Source organism: Bradyrhizobium sp. NBAIM14 (genome assembly GCF_020193895.1).
GTDB classification, from domain to species: Bacteria; Pseudomonadota; Alphaproteobacteria; order Rhizobiales; family Xanthobacteraceae; genus Bradyrhizobium; species Bradyrhizobium yuanmingense.
The window spans coordinates 48,469-63,825 of the sequence record NZ_JADYVQ010000011.1; the positions used below are offsets into that span (position 1 = coordinate 48,469).

A 15,357-nucleotide genomic window follows, 5' to 3' on the forward strand; every position below is an offset into this window, starting at 1 on the left:
CATGGCCGCATCAACAATCACAAGAGACGTGTTCGGGACGCTGCCCGACGGCCGCGAGGTCGAGCGCGTCGTGCTGCGCGGGGAGGGCGGCTTCGAGGCGCGCATCATCAGCTACGGCGCGGTGCTGCAGGCGTTGATCGCGCCGGATGCCAACGGCGGATATGACGACGTCGTGCTTGGCCATGATGCCTTCGCCGGCTATCTCGCCGAACGGAAGTTTCTGGGCGCCACCGTCGGCCGCTATGCCAACCGCATCGCCAAGGGACAGTTTTCGCTTCAAGGCGAGACGGTGCAGCTAGCGGTCAACAACGGTCCGAATGCGTTGCACGGCGGGCTCGAGGGTTTTGATCGCAAGCTCTGGGAGATCGCGGAGATCGACGGAGGCGCCGAGCCCGCGGTGACGCTCACCTATGTCAGCCCGCACGGGGAGGAGAGTTATCCCGGTAGGCTCGACGTTCGCGTGACCTATCGCATCACCGGGCCGACCGAGCTGTCGCTGCTGATGGAAGCGCGGACCGACCGGCCGACCGTCGTCAATTTGACCAACCACAGCTTCTTCAATCTCGAGGGTGCGACGTCAGAGACGTCCATTCTCGACCACCGCCTGATGGTCGCCGCCGAGCAATTCCTCGCCATAGATGCCACCGCCATTCCGCTGCCGGAGTCGCCGCGCAGCGTGGCCGGCACGCCGTTCGATTTCCGCAAACCGTGGCCGGTGGGCGAGCGCATCCGCGAAGGCGACCCGCAATTGCAAAACGGCAGGGGCTACGACCACACCTATTGTCTCGGGCGCGACGGCAAGCTTGCGCTCGCGGCGCGGCTGGAGGCGCCGCGCTCCGGGCGCATCATGGAGCTGCTCACCGATCAGCCCGGACTTCAGGTCTATTCGGGCAATTATCTCGACGGTACGATGTCCGGCAAGGGCGGCAAGCTGATCCGGCAATCGGACGCCATGTGCCTGGAGCCGCACATCTGGCCCGACGCGCCGAACCGGCCGGATTTCCCGAGCCCGCGCCTCTATCCCGGAGGGGTCTATCGCCATCACACGGTCTATCGCTTTTCAGTGAGGTCGCCATGATGGAGCAGGTGCCAACGACTGTCCTCTCGGATCATCCTTGCCATCTCGGCGAAGGTCCGACCTATGACGTGACCACCGACACGGCCTGGTGGTTCGACATTCGCGAAGGCAAGCTGTTCGAGGCGCAACTCGGCACCGGCACTGTCCGCAGCCACGCGCTCGGGCGGATGGCGAGCGCGCTGGGGCGTATCGACGCCGAGCGGCAGCTGATCGTCGCCGAAGATGGCCTCTACATTCGCAAGCTCGCTGATGGTTCGATGACGCTGTTCTGTCCGCTCGAAGCGGACAATCCGATGACGCGCTCAAACGATTGCCGCGTGCATCAATCGGGTACGTTCTGGATCGGCACTATGGGCAAGAAAGCCGAGCCGAAGGCGGGCGCGATCTACGCGCTTCATCGCGGCAAGATCTCGACGCTGTTTCCCGGCATCAGCATTCCCAATTCGATCTGCTTCTCGCCCGACGGCGCCACCGGCTACTTCACCGACACGCCGCGTGCGGTGCTCTATGCCGTGCCGCTCAACCCCGCGACCGGCCTGCCGCGCGGCGAGCCGGAGGTGCTGTTGCGCCACAGCGGCATCGGCGGTCTCGACGGTTCGGTATGCGACGCCGACGGGCAGATCTGGAATGCGTGCTGGGGCGCGAGCCGGATCGACGTCTACTCGCCGCAAGGCGAGCGCCTGCGTTCGCTTAGCGTGCCGGCGAAGCAGGCGAGCTGCCCCGCCTTCGTCGGCCCCGACCTGTCGCGCCTGCTCGTCACGTCGGCCTGGCAGGATATGGACACGGCGGCACGCGCTGCCGATCCGCAAGCCGGCTGCACCTTTCTGCTCGAAGCAGCCGCGCGCGGACGCGCGGAACCCGACGTCAAGCTGGCATAGGAGGCCCAAGCCGTACACGACCGTCGTTCTCGACACCACGAAGAAAGTCTGACACCCAAAGGGAGTGAAACATGCTGAAACTGAAGACAACATTTCTCGCGCTGGCGTTGGCCAGTGCCGCCACGATGGCCACAGGCGTCGCTGCCTTCGCCCAGAAGGCGACGGTCGGCATCGCCATGCCGACGAAGTCCTCGGCGCGCTGGATCGACGACGGCAATAACATGGTCAAGGTGCTGAAGGAGCGCGGCTACAACACCGACCTGCAATATGCCGAGGACGACATCCCGAACCAGCTCTCCCAGGTCGAGAACATGGTGACCAAGGGCGCCAAGGCGCTGGTGATCGCCGCGATCGACGGTACCACCTTGTCCGACGTGCTCAAGCAGGCGAAAGCAAAAGGCATCACCGTGATCGCCTATGACCGCCTGATCCGCGGCACGCCGAACGTCGACTATTACGCGACCTTCGACAACTTCCAGGTCGGCGTGCTCCAGGCGGAGTCGATCGTGCAAGGTCTCGGCCTGAAGGACGGCAAGGGCCCCTTCAACATCGAGCTGTTCGGCGGCTCGCCCGACGACAACAATGCCTACTTCTTCTACAACGGCGCCATGAGCGTGCTGAAGCCGTATATCGACAGCGGCAAGCTCGTCGTCGTGTCCGGCCAGATGGGCATGGATAAGGTCGCGACCCTGCGCTGGGACGGCGCCACGGCGCAGGCCCGCATGGACAACCTGCTCAGCGCCTACTACGGCAACAAGAAGGTCAACGCCGTGCTGTCGCCCTATGACGGCCTCTCGATCGGCATCATCTCCTCGCTGAAGGGCGTCGGCTACGGGAGTGCCGGCCAGCCGATGCCCATCATCTCGGGCCAGGATGCCGAAGTGCCCTCGATCAAGGCCATGCTGCGCGGCGACCAGTACTCGACCATCTTCAAGGACACCCGCGACCTCGCCAAGGTGACCGCTGACATGGTCGACGCCGCGCTCGCCGGCAAGCAGGTCACCGTCAACGACACCAAGACCTACGAGAACGGTGTCAAGACCGTGCCGTCCTATCTGCTGAAGCCGGTTGTGGTCTACAAGGACAATTGGGAGAAGACCCTGGTCGACAGCGGCTACTACAAGAAGTCGCAGTTCCAGTAAGACTCTCTCTTTTTCCCCTCTCCACGCTTGCGGGGAGAGGGTTAGGGTGAGGGGCCTCTTTCCATACGGGCAGTGGTTGGTATGCACTCCGTCATTGCGAGCGCAGCGAAGCAATCCAGTCTGCCACCGCGGAAATTGTCTGGATTGCTTCGCTGCGCTCGCAATGACGATGTGGATGCAGCGATATCAGTCAACCTCTCCCCGCACGCGGGGAGAGACGAAGTAACGCAAGGGACACCAAAGCCATGACCGCCATGCTGGAGATGCGCAACGTCAGCAAGAGCTTTGCCGGCGTGCAGGCATTGCGCGACGTCAACTTCTCGGTTCGCGCCGGGCAGATCCATGCGCTCGTCGGCGAGAACGGCGCCGGCAAGTCGACGCTGATGAAGGTGCTGAGCGGGGTCTATCCGCACGGCAGCTACGAGGGCACCATCGTCTTCGAGGGCGAGGAGCGCCGCTTCCGCGACATCAATGATTCCGAGGCGCTGGGCATCATCATCATCCATCAGGAGCTGGCGCTGATCCCGCTGATGTCGATCGCGGAGAACATCTTCCTGTCGCATCCGCCGTCGAAGTTGGGGGTGATCGACCGCGACGAGGTCTACCGGCGCACGCGCGAGCTGCTGGCGCAGGTCGGCCTGAAGGAATCGCCGGATACGCTGATCACCGATCTCGGCGTCGGCAAGCAGCAGCTCGTCGAGATCGCCAAGGCGCTGTCCAAGCGGGTGCGGATGCTGATCCTGGACGAGCCGACCGCGAGCCTTAACGAGGCCGACAGCGCCGCGCTGCTCGAACGCCTGATGACCTTCCGCGAGCAGGGCATCGGCTCGATCCTGATCTCACACAAGCTGAACGAGGTCGCCAAGGTCGCCGACCACATCACCGTGCTGCGCGATGGCCGCACGGTGGACAGCATCGACTGCCATGCCGAGCCGATCCAGGAAGACCGCATCATCCGCAGCATGGTCAACCGCGATATGGCGCACCGCTTCCCGGAGCGCAACGTGAAGATCGGCGAGCCCGTGCTCGACGTCGAGAACTGGTCGGTCTATCACCCCATCCATCCCGAGCGGCAGGTGATCAAGAACGTCAGTTTCGGTGTCAAGCGCGGCGAGGTCGTGGGCATTGCCGGGCTTATGGGGGCAGGGCGCACCGAGTTCGCCATGAGCCTGTTCGGCCGCTCCTGGGGCACCAATATCAGCGGCACTATCCGGCTCGAAGGCCGTGAGATCGCGCTGCCGAGCGTCGCCGCCGCGATCGACGCCGGCCTAGCCTACGTCACCGAGGACCGCAAGCAGCTCGGCCTGATCCTTGCCGACGACGTCCGCAAGAACATTACGCTGGCGAGCCTCGACCAGGTTGCACCTGGCAGGGTGATCGACGACATCGCCGAGCTCAAGGTCGCCAGCGACTACCGCAACCGCATGCGCATCCGCTGCTCCGACGTCTACCAGGAGACCGGCCAGCTCTCCGGCGGCAACCAGCAAAAGGTCGTGCTGTCGAAATGGCTGATGACCGACCCGAAGGTCCTGATCCTGGACGAGCCGACCAGGGGTATCGACGTCGGTGCCAAATATGAGATTTACTGTATCATCAACGAGCTTGCGGAAGCCGGCCGCGGCGTCGTGGTGATCTCCTCGGAGATGCCCGAGCTGCTCGGCATCTGCGATCGCATCTGCGTCATGAACGACGGCGCCTTCGTCGGCGAGTTCAAGGGCTCAGAGGCGACACAGGAAAAGATCATGCGCGCCATCATGCGCAACGAACGAAGCATTGGGAACGCCGCGCCCGCGGCCGCGGAGATGGGAGGATCGCAGCTATGACCGACAAGACGGTTTCGCTGCCCGAGGAGCGCCGGCACGGCAGCTTCATCAAGAACAATTTGCGCAATTACGGCATGTTGATGTCGCTGGTTGCAATTATGCTGTTCTTCCAGGTCGTGACCGGCGGCACGCTGCTGCAGCCGCTCAACCTCACCAACTTGGTGCTGCAGAACAGCTACATCGTCATCATGGCGCTGGGCATGCTGCTGGTCATCGTCACTGGCCATATCGACCTTTCGGTCGGCTCGGTCGCAGGCTTCATCGGCGCCGTGGCGGCCTTGCTGATGGTGACCTACAAGGTCGATTATACGCTCGCCTTCATCGCTTGCCTCGCGCTCGGTGGCGCGATCGGTGCGGCGCAGGGCTATTGGGTGGCCTATTTCAAGATCCCCTCCTTCATCGTGACGTTGGCGGGCATGCTGGTGTTCAAGGGCCTAGCGCTCGCGGTGTTGCAGGGCCAGTCGCTCGGGCCGTTCCCGGCCACCTTCCAGAAGCTGTCCTCGGGTTTCATTCCGGAACTGCTGCCCGAGGCCGGCACGCTGCATCCGACCTCGATGCTGATCGGCGCCGTTCTCGCGCTCGGGCTCGTCTATGCCAGCGCCAAGGGAAGGTCGCGCGAGCAGTCGCACGGCATCGAGGTCGAACCCTATGCGTTCTTCCTCGGCAAGAGCATCTTGCTCGCCTGCGCCGTGCTGTATTTCACCTATCTGATCGCCTCGCATCGCGGCCTGCCGAACGTGCTGGTGATCATGACCGCGCTGATCGCGCTCTACGGCTTCGTCACCCGCCGCACCGTGATTGGCCGGCAGATCTACGCCGTCGGCGGCAACGCCAAGGCGGCGAGCCTGTCGGGCATCAAGACGGAGCGCCTGACCTTCCTCACCTTCGTCAACATGGGCGTGCTCGCCGCGCTTGCCGGCCTCGTCTTCGCCGCGCGGCTCAACACGGCGACTCCGAAGGCCGGCCTCGGCTTCGAGCTCGACGTCATTGCCGCCTGCTTCATCGGCGGCGCCTCGGCCTATGGCGGTGTCGGGCGAGTCGGCGGTGCCGTGGTCGGCGCCATGATCATGGGCGTGATGAACAACGGCATGTCCATCCTCGGCATCGGCATCGACTATCAGCAGGTCATCAAGGGCCTGGTGCTGCTGGGCGCGGTGTGCATCGACGTGTACAATCAGCGGCGGTAGCGCTTCGTAGCCCGGATGCAGCGCAGCGTAATCCGGGTCTCTGCGCTTGGTGAGATTTCCCGGATTGCGCTGCGCTGCATCCGGGCTACGGTCCTAAGCACTACGGCAGCGGTGATTGCGTCGTGAACAGCACGGTCGCGATCCCGATCGAGAGCCCCACCGCCGATACGGTTCCCACCGTCGACAGCACGCCCATGCGCCTGAGCGCGATGGCGAAGGCAATGATGATGGGTGTTGCGGTCATCAGCCCGATCTGTGCATCGCTCATGGGATCGTCCGGCGCTCCGTGAAGCTCTGAGCCGGTTCGTACCGCGAAACGGCTGGCTGAACGTTGTGTCGGCGCAAACAGGAGCCCTGCAGTCCTCCAGTTTGTCCGGCAACAAATTCGGAACCGGGTGGCCGAGCTAAGTCTGACCGGTGTCCTGATCCGGAAAGACGATGTCGACGGCCGAGTGCGAACAGCAGGAAACAGGCTGGGGAATCCTGCAGGATCTCCCCGGCGATCCCATGATCTGGGTGCTGATCTTCAGCGAACTCGTCGCCTTCGGCCTGCTCCTCGGCGCCTTCTCTGTCGCCCGCGCGATTCACCCCGCGATGTTCGCGGCCGGGCAGGCCACGCTCGATTCGCATCTCGCCGGCCTCAATACCGTCGTGCTGGTGACCAGCGGCTGGGCGGCGGCCCGGGCGACCAAGGCCGTGCGGAATGGACAACGGGCAACGACACGATACTGGCTTCTCGGCGCCATGGCGCTCGGCTGCCTTTTCATCGCGATCAAGCTCGCAGAGTACGCCGAAGAAACCGGGCGCGGGGTCGGGCTTGAGACCAATCCCTTCTTCACGCTCTACTTCCTGCTGACCGGCTTTCATCTCCTGCACGTTGGCCTCGGCATCATCATTCTCGCCGTGGTCTGCCGCCGAGCCGGGATATCAGGCGTCGAGACGGGAACGGCCTTCTGGCACATGGTCGATCTGGTCTGGATCGTGATGTTCCCGATCCTGTATCTGGTGAAATGACGATGCCAGATCGTGTCGACGTCACCTGGATCGCCTTGATCGGCCTTGCGCTTGCGACCGTCCTGCTGCCGCCGCTGATACCACGGACGCTGCTCGGCAACGCTCTGCTGCTTGCCTTCGCCGCGCTCAAGGGGCATCGCATCGCGCTCGACTTCATGGATCTTCGCGCCGTCCTCGCACTCTGGCGTGGTCTCGTCGCGAGCTGGATCCTCATCGTGCTGCTGCTTGCCTGGCTCGCCTCGGCGCTCGTCGCCCTGATCTGACGCGCTCATTGCGCCCTGACAAAGAACGGGCCGGGCAAAGCGGCAATAAATCACACCATCGCAATTTCGCAGGAATCAACCGGAAAGGATTGGCAATGGCTGAACGCCTGACCAAGTCGGCCGCTCGAAACGTCTTCTACGGCGGCTCGGCCTTTTTCTTCGCCATCTTCATAGGGCTAACGGCGCACAGCCATTACTACATGGCCACGACATCGACCGACGCAGCCACGCTGACGTCTTCGGTTGCCCGCGGCAAGCACGTCTGGGAGAAGAATTCTTGCATCAACTGTCATACCCTGCTGGGCGAGGGCGCCTACTTTGCGCCTGAAGTCGGCAATGTCTGGGATCGCTGGGGTGGCAACGAGGATCCGGCCGCCGCGCGCGAGACATTGAAGGCCTGGATGCAGTCGCAGCCTTCGGGCGCACCGGGCCGCCGGCAGATGCCTCAATTCAACCTCACCGACCAGGAGCTCGATGATCTCGCCGACTTCCTGCAATGGACCAGCAAGATCAAGCGCCAAGAGTGGCCGCCGAACAAGGCGGGCTGAGCGCATCGCTTCCTGAAATCCCTCAAGACAGAGAGCCTGAGATGAAATATCAGACCCAGAAAGTCGCGATGCTGTATTTCTACGGCGCGCTGACCCTGTTCGTGGCGCAGGTCCTATTCGGCCTCGTCGCTGGAACGATCTACGTCCTGCCCAACACGCTGTCGACCCTGCTGCCGTTCAACGTCGTCAGGATGATCCACACCAACGCGCTGATCGTGTGGTCGTTGATCGGCTTCATGGGCGCGACCTACTTCCTGCTGCCCGAGGAAACCGAGACAGAGCTCTACAGCCCGCTGCTGGCCAAGATCCAGTTCTGGATGTTTTTCGGTGCTGCGGGTGTAGCTGTGGTCGGTTATCTCTTCCAATACCACGAGGGCCGCGAATTCCTCGAACAGCCCTTCATCATCAAGGTCGGCATCGTCGTCGTCTGCCTGATGTTCCTGTTCAACGTCACCATGACGGCGCTGAAGGGCCGTAAGACCACGATCACCAACATCCTGCTATTCGGGCTGTGGGGCGTTGCGATCTTCTTCCTGTTCGCCTTTTACAACCCGGTAAATCTCGCGGTCGACAAGATGTACTGGTGGTATGTTGTTCATCTCTGGGTCGAGGGCGTCTGGGAGCTGATCATGGCCTCCGTGCTCGCTTATCTCATGATCAAGCTCAACGGCATCGACCGCGAAGTGGTCGAGAAGTGGCTCTACGTCATCATCGGGCTGGCGCTGTTCTCCGGCATCCTCGGCACCGGCCATCATTTCTACTGGATCGGCGCGCCCGGTTACTGGCAGTGGATCGGCTCGCTGTTCTCCACGCTCGAGGTCGCGCCGTTCTTCACCATGGTGATCTTCACGGTGCAGATGACCTGGAAGGCCGGCCGCAAGCACCCGAACCGCGCTGCATTGTTGTGGTCGGTCGGCTGCTCGGTCATGGCGTTCCTCGGCGCCGGTGTCTGGGGTTTCCTGCACACCCTGTCCTCGGTCAACTACTACACCCACGGCACCCAGGTTACCGCCGCGCACGGCCATCTCGCCTTCTTCGGCGCCTATGTGATGCTGAACCTGTCCGTGATGGCCTATGCGATCCCACAGATCAGAGGGCGTGCGCCCTACAATCAATGGCTCTCCATGGCGAGCTTCTGGATCATGTGCACCGCCATGATGGTGATGACCTTCGCGCTGACCTTCGCCGGCGTGGTCCAGGTCCATCTCCAGCGCGTGCTCGGCCAGGGCTACATGGACGTGCAGGACCAACTCGCGATGTTTTACTGGGTCCGGCTGGGGTCCGGCGTGTTCGTCGCGATCTCCGCGCTGATGTTCGTGTGGGCCGTGCTTGTGCCCGGTCGCGCCCGTCAGCCGGTCATCCCCGGCGCGTTGCAGCCGGCCGAGTGAGCGCCCAAAGGCGGCCGTGGCTCGCTGCGGCCGCCGTCACTATGTGAATTCCGGAGAAAGACCATGAATGCAGCACTTCTCGCCGTGGCGAAGCCCGAACCTCAGCCGCCCGCCTATATTGCCAGTGGCAACGAATGCGCGCTGTTCGAGCACGCTTGGCGCAATCAGCTGCCGGTGCTGCTGAAGGGGCCGACCGGCTGCGGCAAGACGCGCTTCGTCACGCATATGGCGGCGCGGCTGGGATTGCCGCTGCACACCGTCGCCTGCCACGACGATCTCACCGCGGCCGATCTCACCGGCCGCTATCTGCTCAGGGGCGGCGATACCGTGTGGAGCGATGGCCCGTTGACGCGGGCGGTGCGCGAGGGCGGCATCTGCTATCTCGACGAGGTCGTGGAGGCGCGCAAGGACGTAACGGTGGTGCTGCATCCCCTGACCGACGATCGCCGCATCCTGCCTCTGGAGCGTACCGGCGAGCAGCTTGCTGCGCCGAACAGCTTCATGCTCGTCGTCTCCTACAATCCAGGCTATCAGACGCTGCTCAAGGCGCTCAAGCCGTCGACGCGGCAGCGCTTTGTCGCGATCGAGTTCGGCTTCCTGCCGCCGGAGCAGGAGATTGCGGTGGTCGCCGCCGAGAGCGGACTATCGCCGGAGCGCGTGCGGCCGCTGGTCGGGCTGGCTGGCCGGCTGCGCGCGCTGAAGGGCCACGACCTGGAGGAGGGTGTCTCGACCCGGCTCGTCGTCTATTGCGCGACCCTGATTGCGGCCGGCATGCCGACGGCCGATGCCGTGCTCGCTGGCATGATCGAGCCGCTGACCGACGATGCCGATGTCAAGGCGGCGCTGCTGGACGTCGCGCGTGCCGTGATCGGCTGAGGCGGCTCCGATGCTCGATTTCCTCGAACTGGAAGAGACCGTCGGCCGCGCCTGGCACCGCATGGTCGGTGGCACCGCCAGCTATCCGGTTCATGCCGAGCATGCGGTCTCGCTTGCGGAAATGAGAAACAGGCTCGCGGTGATGTTCCGCGCGCTGGGCGGTGAGGCGGGTGTGCAGATCGCCGGTGCCGGCGCGCGCAAGTCCGGGCATCGGCTCGGCTGGCGGCAACGCATCGGTCTCGGTGACGAGCGCCTGGAGCAGCCGGGCCGCGATGCCACCTCCATCTTCCTTCCTGAAAGCATCGCGATCTTTCCCGACAACGCGCTGAATGCAGCGCTCTATCGCTGGCTCGCGACATGGTTCGCAGCCGCGCCGATCGAAACCATCACCGAATCCGATCCGCTGCGGCGGGATCTTCTGGTGTTGCGCCGGGCCAGCGAGACGGCGGTCTTCGTGCTCGCGCAATTTCCCGGCCTCGTCGACGACTATGCGCAACTCGCCGCAGCAACTGCCGAAGCCAGGCCGCGTCGCCCCTTGCCGCGCATCGAGCAGGAGGTCGAGCAGATCGTGCTGGGGCTACTCGGAACCGGAAAGGCGCCTGCGGGCAAGCTGTGGCCCGCGATGATGGGAACGGAGCCGCTGCTGGTCAAGGCGCCGCCTGGCTATCGCTCGATGCTTCCGTGCCGGCTGTGGGGCGATTGCTGGACCCGCGAGCTGTCGCCTGCGCATGCGGGCGTGGATGAATGCGCCGATGGTGCGGAGGCCGCGAGCGAGGACAATCGCAAGCACTTTGCCGTGCGCGAGCGCGAGGACGGCGCCAATCGCCGCGATCCCTTCGTACTCAACCGCTTCGAGAAAATTCTCGCGATGGCCGAGATGGTCAATGTCGACCGCCCCACCGATGACAGTGAGGAGGAGGATGCGCAGAAGGCGGCGGACGATCTCGAGGAGATAACGCTCAGCCGCCGCAGCGGCAAGCCGGCGGGCCGGTTCAAGTTTGATCTCGACCTCCCGCCGGAGGCCCTCGATGCCTCGCGCTTGACTGCGGACCTGACCTATCCGGAGTGGGATTATCGCAGCGGCTCCTATTTGCCGGATCATTGCCGCGTACTCGCATCTGCCGCCCCCGAGAATGGGGAAAGCTGGACGCCCAACGAGACCATGCGCCGGCACATCCGCCAGGTGCGCCGCCGCTTCGAGGTCCTGCGGCCGCGCCATGAGTTGATGCGGGCTCAGGCCGACGGGCATGATCTGGATCTAGACGCGCTGGTGCGTGCGCGGTGCGATCTCCGCGCCGGCAGCAGCAGCGGTCTTGATCGCGTCCATTTGGCGATGCGCCCGCAAGGTCACGATCTCGCTGTCACGCTGCTGGTCGACGTCTCGCTCTCCACGGACGCCTGGGCCAATGGCTACCGCGTGCTCGACGTCGAGAAGGAGGCGCTGCTCGTGCTTGCCCACGGCCTATCCGCCTGCGGCGATCACCACAACATCCTGACCTTCACCTCGCGCCGGCGCTCCTGGGTGCGGCTCGAGACGGTTAAGGCGTTCGGCGAGCCGATGAGTGACGTGGTCGAGCGCTGCATTGGCGCGCTCAAGCCCGGCTATTACACGCGGATCGGTGCGGCGGTACGGCATGCCGCCGCCGAGCTTGCACGCCAGCCGCAGCGCAAGAAGCTGCTGCTCGTCCTCACCGACGGCAAACCGAACGACGTCGACCACTATGAAGGGCGCTTTGCGGTCGAAGACACCAGAAAGTCCGTGCAGGAAGCGCGCCGGCTCGGGATCACGGTGTTCGGCGTAACGATCGACGCGGGGGCGCAATCCTATTTTCCGGCCCTGTTCGGGCGCAGCGGCTATGCGATCGTCGGCAACATCAAACGATTGCCCGCGGCACTGCCGGCGATCTACCGGCAGGTGGCACACTGATGCGGTTCATGCAACTGGGCGTTGGGCTATTGCTCAAGGCTTGGGTATATGATCGAATGGCCGGATGGAGCAGGGCCGGCCAAATCCCGATCTGATCATCTTCGACTGTGATGGTGTGCTCGTCGACAGCGAACTCTTGAGCTGCCGCTGCCTGTCCGAGGTCCTGGCGGAATTCGGTCTCGTGCTCAGCGAGGAGCAGGCGCTCGAGCTGTTTCTCGGACGCAGCACCAAGGCCGTCGAGCAGCATTATCGCGATCTCGGGCACTCGCTGACGGACGCCTTCCCGCCCCGACTGAAGTCGCGTGTGCTGGAGAATTTTGCCGCCTCGCTCGCGCCGATTCCCGGGGTGGAGGCGGCGATCTCCGGACTGACCGTGCCGTTCTGCGTGGCCTCGTCGAGCGATCTCGACCGCGTCTCGCTCTCGCTCGACGTCACCAGTCTTCGGGCATATTTCGGCGATCGGATCTACACCGCGCAGATGGTCAGGCACGGCAAGCCGGCGCCTGATCTCTTTCTTCATGCGGCCGAGAGCATGCGCACGCCGCCATCGCGCACGCTGGTGATCGAGGATAGCGTCAGCGGCGTGCAGGCGGGTAAGGCGGCCGGCATGACCGTCTGGGGATTTGTCGGCGGCGGCCATTATCGCAGCCGCGATGGCCGGGCTATATTATCGGCCGCCGGGGCCGATCGGGTCTTTACACATATGAGCGATCTCTGGGAGGTGTGAGCGCGCATGGCCGCCGAGAACGACAAGTCGAGACTCGACGACGCCGCGCGCGCCGGCTGGCTCTATTTCATTGCCGGTCACACACAGGACGAGATCGCAAAGATGCTTCAGGTGTCGCGGGCTTCGGCGCAGCGGCTGGTCTCGTTGTGCCTCGCCGAGCGGCTCATCACCTTCCGGCTCGAGCACCCCATCGCAGCCTGCATGGAGCTGGCGGCGCGCTTGAAGCAACGGTTCGACCTCGTTCATTGCGAGGTGGTGCCGGCCGATCCGGCCGCGCCGCAGGCGGTGGCTGGAATCGCCGAGCGCTGCGCCAATTTGCTCGATTCCACGCTGCGTTCGGAGACGCCCGTGATCGTCGCGCTCGGCACGGGCCGGGCGGTGCGTGCCGCCGTCGAGCGCGTCACGCCGATCGAGCGGCCCAATCACCAGATCGTCTCGCTGGTCGGCAATATCTCCGCCGACGGCTCGGCGAGCTTCTACGACACCGTCGGCCGGCTCGCCGACCGCACCGGCGCGCGGCACTATCCGATGCCGCTGCCGTTCCTGATGTCGTCGGAAGACGAGCGCAACAGGATGGTGCGCATCGAGCCGATCGCGAAGGTGAAGGCGGTCGCGGCAAGGGCTGACTTGCGCCTCGTCGGCATCGGCCAGATGGATCAGAAGGCGCAGGTGCACGTCGACGGCTTCGTCACCCGCGACGAATTGTTCGAGATGATGCGGCTTGGCGCCATCGGCGAGATCACCGGCTGGGCCTATGACGCCAAGGGGCGCCTGCTCAAGGCCGGCACCAACAAGCGCCTCACCAGCATTCCGCCGGAAGTGCCGGCGAAGACCACGACCATCGGTGCGGCGGTGGGCGCAGCCAAGGTGGCGGCGATTGCAGCCGCGCTGAGCGGCGGGCTGATCAACGGATTGATCACGGACGAGGCGACGGCAAGAGCGATTCTGGAGCGGTAAAGCGCTCACGCTTCGCGTGCCTACCACACTGGATGCTCCGCGTTCGCGGAGCACGACAGCCGTGGGTGAAGCAAAACCTCCCCATCCTTCCCGCACCGCAGCACTCACAAGTTGCTGGAATGCCCACGCGCCTGCTTGACAACGTGCCGCCCTTGCGCTGAACATACGCCCAACGCGTGGGCATATGCCCAAAACGCGAATTGAGGGGAGGTCACCGTGAAACATGTCCTGGGCGCCGTCTGCGGCGCGTCTTGCCTGCTACTGGCCGTCCCGGCGATGGCCGAAACGACCCTGACGATCGCCACCGTCAACAATGGCGACATGATCCGCATGCAGGGGCTGACGGGTGAGTTCACCAAGAAGAACCCTGACATCACCGTGAAATGGGTGACGCTGGAGGAGAACGTGCTGCGCCAGCGCGTCACCACCGATATCGCCACCAAGGGTGGCCAGTTCGATGTCCTCACCATCGGCACCTACGAGGTGCCGATCTGGGCCAAGAAGGGCTGGCTGGTACCGCTCGCCAACCTCGGCGCCGATTACGACGTCGCCGACCTCCTGCCCAAGATCAAGGACGCGGTCTCCGCCGACGGCAAGCTCTACGCCGCGCCGTTCTACGGCGAGAGTTCGATGGTGATGTACCGCACCGATCTGTTCGAGAAGGCCGGCCTGAAGATGCCGGAAAAGCCGAGCTGGGATTTCGTGATCGATGCGGCCAAGAAGCTGACCGACAAGAGCGCCGGCACCTACGGCATCTGCCTGCGCGGCAAGGCAGGCTGGGGCGAGAACATGGCGTTCCTCTCGGCAATGGCCAATTCCTATGGCGCGCGCTGGTTCGACGAAAAGTGGCAGCCGCAGTTCAACACGCCGGAATGGAAGACGACACTCACCACCTACGTCAACCTGATGAAGGAAGCCGGGCCTCCCGGCGCCAGCTCCAACGGCTTCAACGAGAATCTGGCGCTATTCAACGCCGGCAAATGCGCGATGTGGATCGACGCCACGGTCGCGGCGTCCTTCGTCACCAACCCCAAGGAGTCCAAGGTCGCCGACAAGGTCGGCTTCGCGCTCGCGCCCAACACCGGGCTCGGCAAGAACGCCAACTGGCTGTGGGCCTGGAATCTCGCAATCCCTGCCGGCTCCAAGAAGACGGAAGCAGCCGAGAAGTTCATCGCCTGGGCCACCAGCAAGGACTACACCAAGCTGGTGGCCTCGAAGGAGGGCTGGGCCAACGTGCCGCCGGGCACGCGTACCTCGCTCTACCAGAACGATGAGTACCTGAAGGTCGCGCCGTTTGCGAAACTGACGCTGGCCTCGATCAACGCCGCCGATCCCAACAAGCCGACGGTGAAGCCCGTTCCCTACGTCGGCGTGCAATACGCCGCCATCCCTGAATTCCAGGGCATCGGCACGCAGGTGGGCCAGCAGTTCTCGGCGGCGCTTGCGGGATCGATGACGGTCGATGCGGCGCTCACGGCTGCGCAGTCCGCTACCGAGCGCGAGATGAAGCGCGCCGGCTACATCAAGTGAACCCGGGCTCTCCCTGAGC

Annotated in this window: 15 protein-coding genes; 14 read left to right on the forward strand and 1 reads right to left on the reverse strand. The window is 64.2% G+C overall.

Annotated features, from left to right (window positions below):
* Nucleotide 1 precedes the first annotated feature (1 nt).
* From I6F28_RS23790 to mmsB, 5 genes are all read left to right on the forward strand, one after another.
* The gene (locus tag I6F28_RS23790) at nucleotides 2–1,078 is read left to right on the forward strand and encodes an aldose epimerase family protein (RefSeq protein ID WP_225128864.1); all 1,077 of its coding nucleotides are present in this window, start codon (nucleotides 2–4) and stop codon (nucleotides 1,076–1,078) included.
* The gene (locus tag I6F28_RS23795; RefSeq protein WP_225141476.1) at nucleotides 1,078–1,956 is read left to right on the forward strand and encodes an SMP-30/gluconolactonase/LRE family protein; all 879 of its coding nucleotides are present in this window, start codon (nucleotides 1,078–1,080) and stop codon (nucleotides 1,954–1,956) included. The genes I6F28_RS23790 and I6F28_RS23795 overlap by 1 nt, the downstream gene beginning before the upstream one ends.
* 71 nt (nucleotides 1,957–2,027) lie before the next feature.
* Nucleotides 2,028–3,098, forward strand: a complete 1,071-nt coding sequence (chvE, locus tag I6F28_RS23800; RefSeq protein WP_036005529.1) for a multiple monosaccharide ABC transporter substrate-binding protein — start codon at nucleotides 2,028–2,030, stop codon at nucleotides 3,096–3,098.
* 245 nt (nucleotides 3,099–3,343) lie between these two features.
* The gene (mmsA, locus tag I6F28_RS23805) at nucleotides 3,344–4,921 is read left to right on the forward strand and encodes a multiple monosaccharide ABC transporter ATP-binding protein (RefSeq protein WP_225141340.1); all 1,578 of its coding nucleotides are present in this window, start codon (nucleotides 3,344–3,346) and stop codon (nucleotides 4,919–4,921) included.
* Complete coding sequence (gene mmsB, locus I6F28_RS23810; RefSeq protein WP_036005525.1) at nucleotides 4,918–6,108, forward strand: multiple monosaccharide ABC transporter permease; 1,191 nt, start codon at nucleotides 4,918–4,920, stop codon at nucleotides 6,106–6,108. Before mmsA ends, mmsB begins: the two co-directional genes overlap by 4 nt.
* Before the next feature lie 100 nt (nucleotides 6,109–6,208).
* On the opposite strand, the gene I6F28_RS23815 is transcribed toward mmsB, so the two are convergent.
* The gene (locus I6F28_RS23815; protein ID WP_085974376.1) at nucleotides 6,209–6,376 is read right to left on the reverse strand and encodes a hypothetical protein; all 168 of its coding nucleotides are present in this window, start codon (nucleotides 6,374–6,376) and stop codon (nucleotides 6,209–6,211) included.
* 170 nt (nucleotides 6,377–6,546) lie between these two features.
* Between I6F28_RS23815 and I6F28_RS23820 the strand changes: the two genes are divergently transcribed.
* The 9 genes from I6F28_RS23820 to I6F28_RS23860 all read left to right on the forward strand — a co-directional run bounded on the left by I6F28_RS23820 (nucleotide 6,547) and on the right by I6F28_RS23860 (nucleotide 15,338).
* Entirely contained in the window at nucleotides 6,547–7,122 is a 576-nt protein-coding gene (locus tag I6F28_RS23820) for a cytochrome c oxidase subunit 3 family protein (RefSeq protein ID WP_225111792.1), read from the forward strand.
* Between the two features lie 2 nt (nucleotides 7,123–7,124).
* Nucleotides 7,125–7,385, forward strand: coding sequence for a cytochrome C oxidase subunit IV family protein (locus tag I6F28_RS23825; protein ID WP_225141342.1), 261 nt, complete (start codon nucleotides 7,125–7,127; stop codon nucleotides 7,383–7,385).
* Nucleotides 7,386–7,480: 95 nt separating this feature from the next.
* Entirely contained in the window at nucleotides 7,481–7,933 is a 453-nt protein-coding gene (locus tag I6F28_RS23830; protein WP_036005521.1) for a c-type cytochrome, read from the forward strand.
* A 41-nt stretch (nucleotides 7,934–7,974) separates the two neighbouring features.
* Entirely contained in the window at nucleotides 7,975–9,321 is a 1,347-nt protein-coding gene (locus tag I6F28_RS23835) for a cbb3-type cytochrome c oxidase subunit I (protein WP_036023400.1), read from the forward strand.
* Between the two features lie 63 nt (nucleotides 9,322–9,384).
* A complete protein-coding gene (locus I6F28_RS23840; RefSeq protein WP_225133530.1) occupies nucleotides 9,385–10,197 on the forward strand; it encodes a CbbQ/NirQ/NorQ/GpvN family protein in 813 nt (270 codons plus the stop codon).
* A gap of 10 nt (nucleotides 10,198–10,207) precedes the next feature.
* Nucleotides 10,208–12,124, forward strand: coding sequence for a nitric oxide reductase activation protein NorD (locus I6F28_RS23845; RefSeq protein WP_225141344.1), 1,917 nt, complete (start codon nucleotides 10,208–10,210; stop codon nucleotides 12,122–12,124).
* 64 nt (nucleotides 12,125–12,188) lie between these two features.
* Nucleotides 12,189–12,851 (forward strand): HAD family hydrolase, encoded by a 663-nt coding sequence (locus tag I6F28_RS23850; RefSeq protein ID WP_225111795.1) that lies wholly within the window; start codon nucleotides 12,189–12,191, stop codon nucleotides 12,849–12,851.
* Between the two features lie 6 nt (nucleotides 12,852–12,857).
* Nucleotides 12,858–13,808 carry a sugar-binding transcriptional regulator gene (locus I6F28_RS23855; protein WP_057030032.1) on the forward strand — a complete coding sequence of 317 codons (951 nt, stop codon included), beginning with the start codon at nucleotides 12,858–12,860 and terminating at the stop codon, nucleotides 13,806–13,808.
* Between the two features lie 216 nt (nucleotides 13,809–14,024).
* Nucleotides 14,025–15,338 (forward strand): ABC transporter substrate-binding protein, encoded by a 1,314-nt coding sequence (locus I6F28_RS23860; RefSeq protein ID WP_225141346.1) that lies wholly within the window; start codon nucleotides 14,025–14,027, stop codon nucleotides 15,336–15,338.
* The last annotated feature ends 19 nt before the right edge of the window (nucleotides 15,339–15,357 follow it).